Source organism: Pseudoflavonifractor sp. An184 (genome assembly GCF_002160305.1).
GTDB classification, from domain to species: Bacteria; Bacillota; Clostridia; order Oscillospirales; family Oscillospiraceae; genus Lawsonibacter; species Lawsonibacter pullicola.
In genome coordinates this window covers 1-14,344 of sequence record NZ_NFKI01000030.1, presented here as the reverse complement: position 1 = coordinate 14,344, position 14,344 = coordinate 1, and the positions used below count along the sequence as shown (strand labels likewise).

Here is a 14,344-nt window from a genome sequence, read left to right as displayed (position 1 = left end):
TCTTGGAAAACTGGGGTGAACAGACCCGGCTGGTGTTCCGGCTGGCTGTGGGGCTGTATCTGATCTATATGGCTTACAAGCTCATCGCCACCCAGCTGGGGGGAGGGAGCGACATGCCCGATTGGGCGGCCTATGCCGGGGGCGGGATCCTGGGCCTGGCCGGCGTCGCGTTCTGCGGCTACTCCCTGTTCCGCTACTTCAAGCAGTGCCGGGCCAACCGGGAGAAGAAGCCGGACCCGCCCGCGCCGGAGGACGAGCCGTGAAGGGCTGGACGCGCCGGGAATTGGCGGTCCGGGTGGTCCTGCTGCTGGCGGGGCTGTGCGTCGCCCATCTGGGCGTGACCCTGTTTCTCCAGAGCGATCTGGGCTCCGACCCCTTCAACGTATTTGTGCAGGGGCTGTTCCGGGGAATCCCCTGGCCGGCCTTTGCCGCCATGACCCACGGCCGGACCCACCTGCTGGTGTCGCTGGTCATTCTGCTGGTGCTGCTGGCGGTGGACCGCTCCTATGTGGGAATCGGCACCGTGCTGTGCATGGCCCTGGGCGGTCCCATTATTGATGTGTATACCCTCTGGCTGTCCCCGGTGATCCACGGGGGGCTGCCGCTGCCCCTGCGGCTGGCGCTGCTGGTGGCCGGGTGCGTCATCCTGGCCTTCGGCATGACCATCGTCATCCGCTCCCGGGCGGGTACCGGTCCCAACGACCTGGTGGCGGTGGTGCTCAGCGACAAGCTGCGAAAACCCTTCGGGCCGGTGCGCATCGGGGTGGACCTGACCTTCGCCCTGGTGGGGCTGGCCCTGGGGGGCGTGGTGGGGCTGGGCACTGTGATCTGCGCCTTTCTGGTGGGCCCCGCCGCCCAGCTGTTTTTTCCCATCAGCCAGCGGCTGTGCGAGGCCGCGCTGGCACAATTTGCGGGAGTGCGCTCCCAAACTTGAGGTGAATGCTTATGACCATTCAATCTGTCTTTGATCCGTCCTTCTCCAAGTACGGACAGGTGCTCACCGGCTACGACCTGACCGGGCTGCTGGACACCCTGGAGCGGGTGACCCCGGTCCCGGAGGGGACCGAGTACGTCCCGGAGCAGCCCGAGCTCATGGCCCTGCCCGTGTGCGGGGAGCTGTCCGACCGGGCTTACGGCGGCATGCCCATCCAGATCGGCTGGTGCAACGGCCACAACACCAAGCTCAACTGCCTGGAGTACCACCGGGACAGCGAGCTGAACGTGGGCGTTCAGGACTTTATCCTCCTGCTGGCCAAGCGGGAGGAGATGGCGGACGGCCGTCTGGACACCGGCAAGGTGGAGGCCTTCCTGTGCCCCGCCGGCACCCTGGTGGAGGTGTACGCCACCACCCTGCACTACGCCCCCTGTTCCGCCAAGGCGGGGGAGGGCTTCCAGGTGGCCATCGTCCTGCCCAAGGGCACCAACCTGGACAAGCCGGCCATTTTAGCGGGCAACCAGGAGGACCAGTGCCTGTGGGCCCGGAACAAGTGGCTGCTGGCCCACAAGGACAGCAGCGAGGCCGCCCAGGGAGCGCCCGTGCGCCTGGACGGAGAAAACATTGACATTGCCGGGCTCATCTGAACCGGCTCAATTTTAAAAGAGGTGTGAGAACATTATGCTGACCAACATTCCCACTGTAAAGCTGGGCATCATCGCGGTGTCCCGGGACTGCTTCATCATCTCCCTGTCGGAGCGCCGCCGCGCCGCGGTGGTGGCCGCCTGCCAGGCCAAGGGCGTGGACATCTACGAGTGCAAGACCACCGTGGAGAACGAGAAGGACATGCTCAAGGCCGTGGACGAGGTGAAGGCCGCCGGCTGCAACGCCCTGGTGGTGTTCCTGGGCAACTTCGGCCCCGAGACCCCCGAGACCCTCATCGCCCAGAAGTTTGACGGCCCCGTCATGTACGCCGCCGCCGCCGAGGAGACCGGCAAGGACCTGATCGACGGCCGGGGCGACGCCTACTGCGGCATGCTCAACTGCTCCTACAACCTGGGCATGCGCCACCTGAAGGCCTACATCCCCGAGTACCCCGTGGGCACCGCCGAGGACATCGCCGCCATGATCCAGGACTATGTGCCCATCGCCCGCGCCCTCATCGGCCTGTCCAAGCTGAAGATCATCACCTTCGGCCCCCGTCCCCAGGACTTCTTCGCCTGCAACGCCCCCATCAAGGGCCTGTACGAGATCGGCGTGGAGATCGAGGAGAACTCCGAGCTGGACCTGCTGGTGGCCTACAAGGCCCACAAGGACGACCCCCGCATCCCCGAGATCTGCGCCGACATGGCCAAGGAGATGGGCGAGGGCCGCTACTACCCCGAGATGAACGAGCGCATGGCCCAGCTGGAGGTCACCCTGCTGGACTGGGCGGAGCAGCACAAGGGCGCCCGGGAGTACGTGGCCTTCGCCGACAAGTGCTGGCCCGCCTTCCCCGAGGCCTTCGGCTTTGAGCCCTGCTATGTGAACTCCCGCCTGGTGAGCCGGGGCATCCCCGTCTCCTGCGAGGTGGACATCTACGGCGCCCTGTCCGAGTACATCGGCATGTGCGTCTCCGGCGACACGGTCACCCTGCTGGACATCAACAACTCCGTCCCCGCCGACCTGTACCACGAGGACATCGAGGGCAAGTTCCCCTATCAGCTCACCGACACCTTCATGGGCTTCCACTGCGGCAACACCCCCAGCTGCAAGCTGTGCGCCGACCGGGCCGTGAAGTATCAGCTCATCCAGCACCGCCTGCTGGAGCCCAAGGGCTCCGACCCCGACTTCACCCGGGGCACCCTGGAGGGCGACATCGCTCCCTCCCAGATCACCTTCTACCGCCTGCAGTGCGACAGCGAGGGCAAGCTGCGCTCCTACATCGCCCAGGGCGAGGTCCTGCCTGTCAAGACCCGCTCCTTCGGCGGCATCGGCGTCTTCGCCATCCCGGAGATGGGCCGCTTCTACCGCCACGTGCTGGTGCAGAAGCGCTATCCCCACCACGGCGCGGTGGCCTTCGGCCACTACGGCAAGGCCCTGTTCGAGGTGATGAAGCTGCTGGGTGTGGAGGACATCGCCTACAACCAGCCCAAGAGCCTGCCCTACCCCACCGAGAACCCCTTCGTGTAAGAGGCGGTATTTATTACATTTGCGTTCTTCTTTCCCCAAGCCAAACAAAGCAGCCATACCGGCCGGAGAATTTTTCTCCGGTCGGTATGGCCTTTTTTATAAATTCAGCTTTGCTCCGGCAGATAGTCCAGGGGGTCTACGTGGTTCCCCTCCGCCAGCAGCTCCAGGTGCAGGTGGGATTCCATCCCGCTCTCCGCGATGGCGGTGCCGCCCACGGCGCCCAGGACGGCCCCGGTCTCCACCGCGTCCCCCACGGACACGGCGACCTCCTCCGCCAGATTGGAGTATACCGCCGTAATCCCGTCCGGCTGCTGGACGGTCACCGTGGTGCCCATCATGGGGTCGGAGTAGACCTCCTCCACCTGTCCCTCGCCGGCGGCCAGCACCTTGAGCCCCGCCTCGGCGGCGATGTCCACGCCGCAGTGGGTGCGCCAGTCCCCCATGGTGGGGTCATAGGCCAGGGCCTCGGCGGTGAAGGTCCGCAGGACCTGTCCCTTCACCGGCCAGGTGTAGACCACTTCCTTGTACTCCGGCTGGGCGGAGACCTCCTCCTGGGTGGGCTCCTTCACCGGCTGGGGGTCGTCCTCCTGGACGGCCGGGGCGGGGGGCTCCTCCTCGGGAGTTTCTTCCTCCGGCGGCTGGGTGGAAGGGGCCTCCTGGGCGCTGCTGTCCGGGAGGGTGACGGTGGGGTTGGCCGTGACCGGCTCGCTGGGCTGGCTGCCCCCGGTGACGGTGCGGATGAGATAATAGCCCGAAATTCCAATGGCGGCGACGCACAGGAACAGGACTATGTAGAAGCCCTTTCCCAGCACGAAATCGCCTAATTTTTGAAACAGATTCCGTTTCATGGAACCACCTCCGAGGGATATTGTGGACCAGTTTTTGGGCGTCTATACCGGAAAGGGAAAAATTTTTGTACCGTTGTCCCCGGAAGGGGCTGGAAAATTTCCAGGGTTTTGTGTACGCAGACGTACAACTTCCGTGGACGTTTTCCCTATTTGTGTGATATACTTCTCCAAGTACGAATTCTGTCAAAGTGAGGAAGCTGTTATGTACCGTACCATCACCCTGCCCAACGGGGCCCGTATTTTAACGGAGCACATCCCCGGCGTCCGCTCCGCCGCCCTGGGATTTTTTGTGGGAGCCGGCTCCCGCCACGAGCGCGCCGAGGAGAACGGGGCCGCCCACTTCATTGAGCACATGTCCTTCAAGGGGACCAGCCGCCGCTCCGCCGCCGACCTGGCCATGGAGATGGACGCCATCGGCGGCCAGGTGAACGCCTACACCACCAAGGAGAGCACCTGCTTCTACGCCCGGTGCCTGGACCGGCACCTGGACCGGGCGGGGGAGATGCTGTGCGATATGCTCTTTGACTCCAGGTTTGACGAGGGGGACGCGGCTCTGGAGCGGGGGGTGATCCTGGAGGAGATCGGGATGTATGAGGACGCCCCCGAGGACCTGTGCGCCGAGCGGCTGGCCATGGCGGTGTACAAGGGCCGCCCCCTGGGCCGCCCCATCCTGGGAAAGGCATCCACCCTGGAACAGATGACCGGGGAGAGCCTGCGCCGGTGGCAGCAGGAGCACTATGTCCCCGGGGCCATTGTGGCCGCCCTGGCGGGCAGCTTTGAGGAGCGGCACGTGGACGCCCTCGCCCGGCGGCTGTCCGCCCTGCCCGCGGCCCCCCTGCCCAAGGTGCGGGAGGCCGTCTACCTCCCCGCCGTCACCGTGCGGAAGAAGGCCATCGAGCAGAACCACCTGATTCTGGCCTTCCCCGCTCTGTCCTATCTGGATGAGGAGCGGTACGCCCTGCTGCTGCTCAACTCCATCCTGGGGGGCGGGTGCTCCTCCCGGCTGTTCCAGGAGCTGCGGGAGAAGCGGGGGCTGTGCTACACCGCCTACTCCTATGTGTCCGACCACGCCGACACCGGCCTTTTGGGGATCTACACCGCCCTGAACCAGGAGCAGGAGCAGGGGGCCCTGGAGGCCGTCCGGGCCATCGTGGGGGAGCTGGCCGGCCACGGCCCCACCCAGGAGGAGCTCTCCCGGGCCCGGGACCAGGCCCAGGCCAACATCCTCATGGGGATGGAGTCGGTCCAGGCCCGCATGAGCCACCTGGGCACCTCCGCCCTGCTGTACGGAAAGGTGCGGGAGTCGGAGGAGATCCTGGCCGCCTACGACCAGGTGACCCGGGAGGAGCTGCGCCGGCTGGCGGAGCGGATCTTCCCCTTTGTGGGGGCCTCCCTGTCTGCCGTGGGCCGGGTGCGTCCGGCGGCGGAGTACCGGGCGTGGCTGGAGCGGGGAATTTAACTGAAAAGTCAAAACAGGCAGTATAGACCATGTGAGTCTATACTGTCTGTTTTTGTTTTTGGGTGTTTTCTCAAAGCCGGAGCGAGAAGTCAGCGCCCCTCCGCCCGGTCCTGCTGGATGAGGAGCTTCAGAGCCTCCACCCCCACCTGGATGGCGGCGGAGGTGTCGTGGGACTCCTTCTGGTCCAGCCCCTCCTTCTCCCGCTCCTGGTTCCAGATCACGTGGAACACCGAGCCGCACCGGACGCCCCGGGCGGCGGCCACGGTAAAGAGGGCGGCCGACTCCATCTCGCTGGCCAGCACCCCCAGCCGCTTCCAGGCCTCCCACTTGGTCTCCAGCTCATAGGACACCGGCATCCGGCCGGGGCTGTGCTGGCCGTAGAAGGAGTCCTTGCACTGGACCACTCCGGCCTTCCAGGGCTTGCCCAGATTCTGGGCCGCCTGGGTCAGGGCGGCGAGTACCTGGTAGTGGGGCACCGCCGGAAACTCAATGGGGGCGTACTCCCGGCTGGTCCCCTCCATACGGACGGCCCCGGTGGCCACCACCACGTCCCCGCTCTGGACCTCCAGATGGATGCCTCCGCAGGTGCCCACCCGCACAAAGGTGTCCGCCCCCAGATTGCACAGCTCCTCCATGGCGATGGCCGCCGAGGGGCCGCCGATGCCGGTGGACACCACGCTCACCGGCTCGCCCAGGAGGGTGCCGGTGTAGGTGACGTACTCCCGGTTGGTCTGGACATGCACCGGGTTGTCGAAGTATTTGGCGATCTCCCCGCACCGCCCCGGGTCCCCCGGGAGGATGCAGTACCGGCCCACCTGGCCGGGGAGACACTGGATGTGAAACTGAAGCTCACGCGCCTGCATAGGACCTGCCTCCTTTGTTCCGGCGGGCGCCGCGGCCCGCCTGCTGTGGTTCCATTATACGGTGGCGGACGGCGGGCCGTCAAGGCGGGCGGGGGGGAGAGGGGCGGCAAAGTTTTTCTGCCTTTTTTCAATTACAGATTGCTTTTTCCGCAAAAAGAGGATATGATACTTAACACGAATTTTACACCGTGCGGGTGGGAGGGCAAACATGAGGAAGTTTCAAGTCGTCAGCGACAGCTCCTGTGACCTGGGGCGGGAGCGGGCGGAGAAGCTGGGGGTCACCTTGGTCTCCTACTATGTCTCCATGGATGGGAAGAACTATTACCGGGAGGAGCGGGATATCACCGCCCAGGAGTTTTACCGGCAGATGGCGGAGAACCCCGGGGTGTTTCCCCGGACCTCCATGCCCACCATCGAGGACTATCTGGACGCCTTTCGGCCCATCGCGGCGCGGGGGGAGGGTGTGCTGTGCATCTGCCTCAACGAGCCCTTCAGCGGGTCCATCCAGTGCGCCCGGAACGCCCGGGAGGTACTGCTGGAGGAATTTCCCCAGGCGCAGGTCCGGGTTCTGGACTCCCGGCTGGCCACGGTGCTCCAGGGGCTGCTGGTCCTGGAGGCGGCCCGGCTGCGGGACGCGGGCTGCTCCCTGGAGGAGGCGGCCGGAATTTTGGAGCGGACCAAGACAACAGGACGTATTTTCTTTACCACAAATGACCTGGAGTATCTGCGCCACGGGGGGCGGATCGGCAAGGCGGCCGCCGCCACCGGGAGCCTGCTGCGGGTAAAGCCCCTGATCGGGTACGAGGGGGACGGCCTGGTGACCGACGGCATCGCGCCCGGGCGGAAGAACTCGCTGAACCGGGTGATGGAGCTGTTCTACCGCTATCTGGCCCGGCGGGAGATCGATCTGAACGACTACTACCTGGCCACCGGCTACGGCCTGGACCGGAAGGAGTATCAGGACTTTACCCGCCGCCTGCTGGCCGGGTTGGAGGAGCGGGGCTATCCGGCCCGGCTGGTGGGGGAGTTCCACATCGGGGTGACCATTGGGGTGCACACCGGCCCCACGCCCATCGGCGTGGGCATCCTGAAAAAAGAGACGGCCTTCCCTGGCGGAGCGCCGGCCCCGGAAAATTAAAAAAAGACGCGCCGCCGGAAAACTTTTTTTCCCGGCGGCGCGTCTTATTGATGTAGGGTGGCTTTTTCGGAGCGGAACCGCCCGTTCCGGCACAGGCCGGCCTCCTCCTGCGGAACTGGAGAAAGATGGGGCTTTGTTACAAAATTGTTGCTTGCCATTTTTCAGAAACATGGTATGCTGGTTCCAGGAGGCGGATCACATGGACTATGACGCCCTGTTGAATATGGGGACCGAGCTGGGCTATCAGCTGATGTACAGCGGGGCGGAGATCTACCGGGTGGAGGAGTCCGTCCGGCGCCTGCTCACAGCCTACGGGCTTCAGCCCCAGGTATTTGCCATTCCAAATTGTCTGATTGTCAGCTTCAATACCCCCACAGGGCATCCCATTACCCAGATGCGCCGGATTCCGGCCCACGGCACGGACATCGAGCTGCTGGAGCGGTGCAACGACCTGTGCAGGCGGCTGTGCCAGGAGGTCCCGCCGCTGGAGGAGGCCAAGGCCCAGGTGGACGCCCTGGAGAAGGAGCGCCACCTCTACCCCGGGTGGGTGTTCCTGCTGGGCTATGCGGCGGCGTCCGGCTTTTTCGCCGCGTTTTTCGGCGGCGATCTGCTGGACAGCCTGTACGCCGGAGTCTGCGGCCTGGCGGTGGGCGTCTGGATGCTGTATATGGGCGGACGGCTGGGCTTCAACGGCTTTATCCAGACCCTGTTCGGAGCGGCCATCGCTTCCCTGGTGGCGCTGGCCCTGGTGAACCTGACTCCCCAGCAGAATCTGGACGCCATCACCATCGGCACCCTGATGGTTTTGGTGCCGGGGCGCGCCCTCACCAACGCCATGTGGGAGATCATGGCCGGAGACATTATCTCCGGGGTGAACCGGACGGCGGAGGCGCTCCTCACTGCGGCGGCCATTGCGCTGGGCGTAGTGGTGGCCCTGGCTGTTGGACAGTAGGGGGGCGGACATGATACAGGAATTTTTCTTTCCCTGCCTCTGGGCCTTCCTGGCCAGCGTGGCCTTTGGACTGGTGTATAACATCCATGGAGGCGGAATTCTGATCTGCGGCCTGGGAGGTGCCCTGGGGTGGTTTGTGTACCTGGCCGTTCAGCTGCTCCCGATAGGCAGCATACCGGCCGCCTTCGCTGCTGCGGCGGCCATCGCGGTCTTTTCCGAGTGCATGGCCCGGCTGCGCCGCTGTCCGGTCACCGGCTATCTGCAGGTGGCCCTGCTCCCCCTGGTGCCCGGATCGGGCATCTACTACGCCATGCGCCACTGTGTGGCGGGGGAGACCCAGCTGTTTTTATCCACCCTGCTCAATACCTTCGGCATGGCCGCCTCCCTGGCGGTGGGCGCCATGCTGGCCTCGACGGTGCTGCGCATTGTGCTGCCCCACCTTCCCCAGAGGCATAAAAAAACTTAGAGATACAATCTGGAGGAAATTTGTTGCTATGATGTTGTTTTCCAGACGCCGGCTGCTGGCCTGCCTGTTTCTCAGCGCGGTCCTGTTGTCCGGCTGCGCGCCGAAATCCGCCGTTTCGTCCGGGCGCGAGAGCGGAAGCGGCGGTTCGTCCAGCACCTCCGCCCCGGCGGGGGACGCGTCCCAGACGCCGGAGCCCCAGCCGGAGGGGAGCGGCTCTTCAACTGAAACTGAGACCGGCTCCGATACCTCCCAGGTCCAGACTCCGGATGGAGACGGGAGCGCCGGAGACGCCCAGCCGGCCAATGCCGGAAAGACGGTTCCCGCCGGGGGGGAGACCCAGACGGTGAGCGGCTCGGCCTCCCTGTCCGGCTATGACTTCTCCCAGCCCTGCCCCGAGAGCCCGGCGGTGGATAACTCCTATTTTGAGGACGCCGCCTTCATCGGCGACTCCCGCACCGACGGCTTCCTGCTGTACAGCGGCATTGGCTGCGGGGAGAACCTCACCTCCAACGGCCTGTCCATCTTCAAGCTGGCGGAGAAGAAGGCTCTGACCATCGACGGACAGAAGTACACCCTGCTGGAGGCCCTGGCTCTGAAGCAGTACGGAAAGGTCTACCTGTCCCTGGGGGTGAACGAGCTGGGGTACAACAACGACAAGGGCTTCTATAACGCCTACTGCAATGCCATCGACGCCATCCGGGCCTGTCAGCCCAACGCGGTCATCTATATCCAGGGACTCATCCCCCTGAACGAGGACGTGATCGCCGCCACCGGCGGGGCCAGCTATCTGACCAACGAGCATCTGCGGGTGTACAACGACCTGATGCAGCAGGTCGCGGAGGAGAAACAGGTGGTATTCCTGGATCTAGAGCCGGAGTTCACCGGCCCCGACGGGCAGCTGCCCGCGGACGCCAGCAACGACGGGGTCCATCTGAAAAAGGCCTACTGTCAGGCCTGGCTGGAGTATTTAAAGACCCACACCGTCTCGTATGAGACGCTGTATCCCACTCAGGAGGCGCAGGTATGAGAAAGAAAATGTTCGGTTTGACCGCTGCGGCGGTCTGTCTGGCTATGCTGGCCGGATGCGGTGCCGGCGGAGGAGAGGCGGCCCAGCCCTACACCAAGGAGCAGGCCCAGGAGATCCTGGACAGCGGAATCTTCACCTATACTCTGGACGAGTACGACTATGCCATGGCCTGGGACATCTACGGCCTGGAGAGCGCGGGCCTGACCCAGGATCAGCTGGTGGACGGCTCCCTGTGGAACTCCTCCGGAGCGGACTGCGAGCAGCTGGCCCTGCTGATCTTCTCCGACGCCGGCGGGGCCGAGGCCGCCGTGGGGGCGATGGAGACCTACCTCCAGAACCAGATCGACAGCAACCGGGATTACCGCCCGGCGGAAGTCCCCAAGCTGGAGGACCCCTTCCTCCAGCAGGCCGGGGAGAGCGTGCTGCTGGTGGTGTCCCCCGACACCCAGGCCGTGAAGGACCTCTTGGGCTGAATAGCAGAAAAGAATGGGAAAAACCGCCTGTTTCCTTTGGGAACAGGCGGTTTTGTTATTTGGGTCGGAAGACCGGGCGGCCCGGTGTGCCCCTACGAAAATACAAAAGCCTGTCCGGTGAACGCCGTAGGGGCCGACGGCCTCGGCGGCCCGCGGGCGCACACTGTGCGGCCATACAGATAGAAAAAGAAGCGCGCTGTGAATGTTTTCTGGGAGAAGGAATCCCCCCGCCGCTTCGCGGCACCCCCCTTTGACAAGGGAGGCTTTGGCGGGAGGGGGACATTCGGGGAGCCTCTCGGCCTGCCTTTCAGGAGAGCACCCTCATCCGCCTCGCATGCGCTCGGCACCTTCCCCCTGGAAGGGGGAAGGTACGGGCGGGTCGTGGCCCCGCCCCTACGGCGAAAACGCACCGGGGGCGATGGTTCGGCAAAGCCAGGCGCAGGGGCGGAACCGCACCAACTACAATTTTGGGAAGGCCAGGGCCCAGTGGCCCGGCAGGAATTCAGACCAATCACTCAGATTTTGCGCGCCGGAAATTTTGCTCATCCTAACAGGTACGCGTCCCCCGTAATGGGGGTTCTAGGGGGGCGGCGAATATGGACACGGAGTGTCCATCCTGAGCCGATCCCCTAGCGTCTTTTGGTTCCTTTTCCACGTGGAAAAGGAACTCGCCGCCGGGGCGGCGAAACTCCCCCTAATCAATAATCAAAAAACGTCAGCTGCCGGTCCCCATATCCCCGGGTGGCTGCCGAGACAATGTGGGGCATCTGATACAGCAGGCCCCGCTCCCGGCACCGGGCGGCAAAGACCTCCCACAGCTCCCGGGCCCGGGGGGAGGGGCAGCGGTACCGGTCCCCGTACCGGGCCAGATACCGCCGGGACAGATGTTCCCCCGGGAACGCCCGGTCCAGCTCCCGGAGAAAATACTCCCGCTGGCCCTGGCGCATGGTCACCCCGAAGCCGGAGTAAATAAACTTGGCCCCCGCGTCCGCCGAGCGGTCCACCACCGAGAGCACCTGTTCCGGCCGGTCCTCCAGAAAGGGGAGCACCGGCATCAGGAGCACCCCGCAGAACACCCCGGCCTGGGCCAAACTCCGGACGGCCGCCAGCCTCCGGGCGGGGGAGGGGGCCCGGGGCTCCACTTTGGCGGCCAGGTCCTCGTCCACGGTGGTGACGGTGAGCTTGCAGATCACCGGGGAGTGGGCCTGGATGGACTGATAGAGATCAATGTCCCGGACGATGAGGTCGCTCTTGGTATCCACCGACACCCCGCAGTCATAGGCGTCGATGAGCTCCAGGGCGTGGCGGGTGAGGAGGAGCTCCTCCTCGAAGGGGTTGTAGGGGTCGCTCATGGCCCCCATGGCGATGAAGGCGGGCCGGACCTTCCGGGCCAGCTCGTCCCGGAGGATGCGCAGGGCGTCCGACTTGGCGGTGACCCGGTCAAAGTCTGGATTGCGGTAGCAGTCGCTGCGGCTGTCGCAGTACAGACAGCCGTGGCAGCACCCCCGGTACAGGTTCACCGTGTGGTCGGTGCCGAACCAGGCGGTGGATTTGCTGCGGATGAGGATGTGTTTGGCGGGGATGTAGTCCATGGCAAGCGCCTCCCCCAGTGTGTCGTGTGAATCCATCCTATCAGCTCCGGGGACGGCTGTCAACGGGATTTGGAACACCTGTTTGACTTTTCGGCAAAGGCACCGTATACTGAAACCGAGAGGAGGGCGCGGGCATGGAGCGGATCATTTTTCACTGCGATTTGAACAGCTTTTACGCATCGGTGGAGCTTCTGGACCACCCGGAGCTGCGCCATCTGCCGGTGGCGGTGTGCGGCGACCCGGAGAGCCGCCACGGCATCATCCTGGCGAAAAATGAGCCGGCCAAAAAATTTCAGGTCAAGACCGCGGAGACCATCTGGCAGGCCAAGCGGAAGTGTCCCGACCTGGTGCTCCTTCCCGCCCACCACAGCGTGTACCGGGAGTTTTCCCAAAAGATCAACCGTATGTACCAGGACTACACCGATCTGGTGGAGCCCTTCGGCATCGACGAGAGCTGGCTGGACGTGTCGGGCACCCTCCACCTGTTCGGGGGGGACCCGGTGGCCCTGGCCGACGAGATCCGCCGCCGGATGCGCCAGGAGTTCGGTCTGACCATCTCGGTGGGCGTCTCCTTCAACAAGATTTTTGCCAAGCTGGGCAGCGACTATAAAAAGCCGGACGCCACCACCTGGATCAGCCGGGACAATTACCAGCGGCTGGTGTGGCCCCTGCCGGTGACCGACCTGCTGTACGTGGGCCGGTCGGCGGCGGAGACCCTGGAGCGGGTGGGGGTGCGCACCATCGGGGACCTGGCCCGGTTTGACCGGGAGCGGCTGTTCCGCCTGCTGGGAAAGCAGGGGAGCCAGCTCCACGACTACGCCTGCGGCCTGGACCGCTCCCCGGTGGCCCCGGCGGGACAGTACACGCCCCCCAAGTCGGTGGGCAACGGCAACACCTTTGCCCACAATTTGCAGAGCCGGGAGGAGATTCAGGCGGGGATCGTTCAGCTGGCCGATCAGGTGGGGGCCCGCCTGCGGCGGCACCGCATGAAGTGCACCGGGGTGGCCCTCCAGATCCGGGACCCGGATTTTCGTGACATCAGCCGCCAGAAGCGGCTGGAGGTCCCCACTTGTCTGGGCCGGGAGATCGCCCGGGAGGCCATGGAGTTGGCCGACGGGTGCTGGAACATGCAAAAGCCGGTGCGGGCCCTGACCGTCACCGCCATCTACCTGATTCCCGAGGACCAGGCCGCCGTGCAGCAGACCCTGTTCGGGGACCAGGGGGCGGAGCAGCGGGAGCGGCTGGAGAAGCTGGCCCACGCCATGGACGCCATCCGGGACAAGTACGGCAAGGGGGCCATCGGCCTGGCCTCCGCCCCGAAGGAGGCCGCCCGGGAGCGCCATGCCCCTCCGCCGGGGGGCGGGAGAGAGGAGTAGGCCAGAGGCGGAGAACTGTAACCGCTGTGTAGTTGCCTCGGGCGGAACGATATGGTACTATAAAAGAACAAACACAGGGATGATATTCGTCAAGCAAAGGGAGGAAGCTTGGACGTTTCGCCCAGAGCGAACCGTGGCGCGAAGGAGGTGCGCTGCATGCGGAAGGAGACCTATCAGAAAGCGGACATGGGATTTCAGATTTTGATCTCGGTGGCGGTGATCTGCAATCTGGCGGCGAAGGCCATCTGGGGCCGTCCGCCGGTGATCGTGCCGCTGGTCGGCTTGGTAGTCCTGTTGATTTCCGCCATCGGGCTGTATATTTGCCGGCATGAGACATTCGGGGTGTGCACCCAGGAGGAGAGCCAGAGCCTCTGGCACGCCGGGAGGATCTGGCGGCGGGTCCGCGCCGCCCTGCTGGGTACGATGACCGTATGCTTCCTGATTTATTTGTGGCGGTGGTGACAAGCAGGCCGTAGTTAGGAACGTGGGGCGGAAGGTCCAGCATAATCCCGTGGGAGGGTCTCATACAGTGGGCATGAGGTGAGTTCTCATGCCCGCTTCTTTTTCCACATTTTTGGCCCAGGCGGTGGAAAATCCCGCTCTGACATTATCTGCGCTTCTCACCCTGGGGGTGCTGCTGGTGAACGGCTGGACGGACGCCCCCAACGCCATCGCCGGGGCGGTGGTGACGGGGGCGCTGTCCTTCCGCCGGGCGGTGCTCCTGGCGGCGGTGTGCAATTTTCTGGGGGTGCTGTGCGTCACGTCGGCGTACCCGTCGGTGGCGGAGACGGTGTACTCCATCGCCTCCTTCGGGGGCGGACCGGAGGCGGCCTCCCTGGCCCTGTGCGCCGCCATGGGGGCGGTGGTGCTCTGGGCGGCGGCGGCCTGGTGGTGGGGCATCCCCACCAGCGAGAGCCACGCCCTGGTGGCGGGCGTCTCCGGGGCGGCCGCGGCCCTGGAGGGGGACCTCTCCTGCATCCGCTGGCAGAAGTGGGGCCTGGTGCTGCTGGGGCTGGTGCTGTCCACCGCCCTGGGGTTTTGGGC

The 14,344-nt window shown here is 65.0% G+C and carries 16 protein-coding genes; 13 read left to right on the top strand and 3 right to left on the bottom strand.

The window, feature by feature from the left end; genetic code table 11:
- Positions 1–2 precede the first annotated feature (2 nt).
- From B5F19_RS10685 to B5F19_RS10670, 4 genes are read left to right on the top strand one after another with little or no spacing between them, the layout of a single operon-like run.
- Entirely contained in the window at positions 3–263 is a 261-nt protein-coding gene (locus B5F19_RS10685) for a hypothetical protein (protein WP_242972789.1), read from the top strand.
- Complete coding sequence (locus B5F19_RS10680) at positions 260–934, top strand: DUF6198 family protein (protein ID WP_087290351.1); 675 nt, start codon at positions 260–262, stop codon at positions 932–934. The genes B5F19_RS10685 and B5F19_RS10680 overlap by 4 nt, the downstream gene beginning before the upstream one ends.
- A gap of 11 nt (positions 935–945) precedes the next feature.
- The gene (locus B5F19_RS10675; protein WP_087290349.1) at positions 946–1,581 is read left to right on the top strand and encodes a DUF4867 family protein; all 636 of its coding nucleotides are present in this window, start codon (positions 946–948) and stop codon (positions 1,579–1,581) included.
- Between the two features lie 37 nt (positions 1,582–1,618).
- Positions 1,619–3,106, top strand: coding sequence for a fucose isomerase (locus B5F19_RS10670; protein ID WP_204248321.1), 1,488 nt, complete (start codon positions 1,619–1,621; stop codon positions 3,104–3,106).
- Between the two features lie 104 nt (positions 3,107–3,210).
- Here the strand turns inward: B5F19_RS10670 and B5F19_RS10665 are convergent, their stop codons facing one another.
- Positions 3,211–3,954, bottom strand: coding sequence for a M23 family metallopeptidase (locus tag B5F19_RS10665; RefSeq protein ID WP_087290345.1), 744 nt, complete (start codon positions 3,952–3,954; stop codon positions 3,211–3,213).
- 202 nt (positions 3,955–4,156) lie between these two features.
- On the opposite strand from B5F19_RS10665, the gene B5F19_RS10660 reads away from it, so the two are divergent.
- Positions 4,157–5,413: a pitrilysin family protein gene (locus tag B5F19_RS10660; RefSeq protein ID WP_087290343.1), complete on the top strand. Its 1,257-nt coding sequence runs from the start codon at positions 4,157–4,159 to the stop codon at positions 5,411–5,413.
- An 89-nt stretch (positions 5,414–5,502) separates the two neighbouring features.
- On the opposite strand, the gene udp is transcribed toward B5F19_RS10660, so the two are convergent.
- Positions 5,503–6,276, bottom strand: a complete 774-nt coding sequence (udp, locus tag B5F19_RS10655) for a uridine phosphorylase (protein ID WP_087290341.1) — start codon at positions 6,274–6,276, stop codon at positions 5,503–5,505.
- Positions 6,277–6,484: 208 nt separating this feature from the next.
- Between udp and B5F19_RS10650 the strand changes: the two genes are divergently transcribed.
- From B5F19_RS10650 to B5F19_RS10630, 5 genes are all read left to right on the top strand, one after another.
- Positions 6,485–7,414, top strand: coding sequence for a DegV family protein (locus B5F19_RS10650; protein ID WP_087290339.1), 930 nt, complete (start codon positions 6,485–6,487; stop codon positions 7,412–7,414).
- 199 nt (positions 7,415–7,613) lie between these two features.
- Entirely contained in the window at positions 7,614–8,366 is a 753-nt protein-coding gene (locus B5F19_RS10645) for a threonine/serine exporter family protein (RefSeq protein WP_242972788.1), read from the top strand.
- A gap of 10 nt (positions 8,367–8,376) precedes the next feature.
- On the top strand, positions 8,377–8,832 hold the full coding sequence (locus B5F19_RS10640; RefSeq protein ID WP_087290337.1) for a threonine/serine exporter family protein: 456 nt from the start codon (positions 8,377–8,379) through the stop codon (positions 8,830–8,832).
- A 28-nt stretch (positions 8,833–8,860) separates the two neighbouring features.
- Positions 8,861–9,859 (top strand): GDSL-type esterase/lipase family protein, encoded by a 999-nt coding sequence (locus B5F19_RS10635; protein WP_087290335.1) that lies wholly within the window; start codon positions 8,861–8,863, stop codon positions 9,857–9,859.
- Positions 9,856–10,332 (top strand): DUF4358 domain-containing protein, encoded by a 477-nt coding sequence (locus B5F19_RS10630; RefSeq protein WP_087290333.1) that lies wholly within the window; start codon positions 9,856–9,858, stop codon positions 10,330–10,332. The genes B5F19_RS10635 and B5F19_RS10630 overlap by 4 nt, the downstream gene beginning before the upstream one ends.
- 698 nt (positions 10,333–11,030) lie before the next feature.
- Here the strand turns inward: B5F19_RS10630 and B5F19_RS10625 are convergent.
- Complete coding sequence (locus B5F19_RS10625; protein WP_242972787.1) at positions 11,031–11,960, bottom strand: radical SAM protein; 930 nt, start codon at positions 11,958–11,960, stop codon at positions 11,031–11,033.
- Between the two features lie 98 nt (positions 11,961–12,058).
- Here B5F19_RS10625 and dinB point away from each other — a divergent pair, with 98 nt between their 5' ends.
- The 3 genes from dinB to B5F19_RS10610 form a co-directional block, all read left to right on the top strand.
- Entirely contained in the window at positions 12,059–13,300 is a 1,242-nt protein-coding gene (gene dinB / locus B5F19_RS10620; RefSeq protein WP_087290329.1) for a DNA polymerase IV, read from the top strand.
- Between the two features lie 156 nt (positions 13,301–13,456).
- Positions 13,457–13,762: a hypothetical protein gene (locus tag B5F19_RS10615; protein ID WP_087290327.1), complete on the top strand. Its 306-nt coding sequence runs from the start codon at positions 13,457–13,459 to the stop codon at positions 13,760–13,762.
- Positions 13,763–13,850: 88 nt separating this feature from the next.
- Positions 13,851–14,344: inorganic phosphate transporter (locus B5F19_RS10610; protein WP_140394217.1), on the top strand; the 494-nt coding region annotated here is incomplete at its 3' end.

Coding starts and splice junctions, on each gene's coding strand:
- B5F19_RS10665 (WP_087290345.1), bottom strand. CDS start 3,954: ATGAAACGGAATCTGTTTCAAAAATTAGGCGATTTCGTGCTGGGAAAG.
- B5F19_RS10625 (WP_242972787.1), bottom strand. CDS start 11,960: ATGGATTCACACGACACACTGGGGGAGGCGCTTGCCATGGACTACATC.
- B5F19_RS10660 (WP_087290343.1), top strand. CDS start 4,157: ATGTACCGTACCATCACCCTGCCCAACGGGGCCCGTATTTTAACGGAG.
- B5F19_RS10640 (WP_087290337.1), top strand. CDS start 8,377: ATGATACAGGAATTTTTCTTTCCCTGCCTCTGGGCCTTCCTGGCCAGC.
- dinB (WP_087290329.1), top strand. CDS start 12,059: ATGGAGCGGATCATTTTTCACTGCGATTTGAACAGCTTTTACGCATCG.
- B5F19_RS10635 (WP_087290335.1), top strand. CDS start 8,861: ATGATGTTGTTTTCCAGACGCCGGCTGCTGGCCTGCCTGTTTCTCAGC.
- B5F19_RS10645 (WP_242972788.1), top strand. CDS start 7,614: ATGGACTATGACGCCCTGTTGAATATGGGGACCGAGCTGGGCTATCAG.
- B5F19_RS10675 (WP_087290349.1), top strand. CDS start 946: ATGACCATTCAATCTGTCTTTGATCCGTCCTTCTCCAAGTACGGACAG.
- B5F19_RS10630 (WP_087290333.1), top strand. CDS start 9,856: ATGAGAAAGAAAATGTTCGGTTTGACCGCTGCGGCGGTCTGTCTGGCT.
- udp (WP_087290341.1), bottom strand. CDS start 6,276: ATGCAGGCGCGTGAGCTTCAGTTTCACATCCAGTGTCTCCCCGGCCAG.
- B5F19_RS10615 (WP_087290327.1), top strand. CDS start 13,457: ATGCGGAAGGAGACCTATCAGAAAGCGGACATGGGATTTCAGATTTTG.
- B5F19_RS10650 (WP_087290339.1), top strand. CDS start 6,485: ATGAGGAAGTTTCAAGTCGTCAGCGACAGCTCCTGTGACCTGGGGCGG.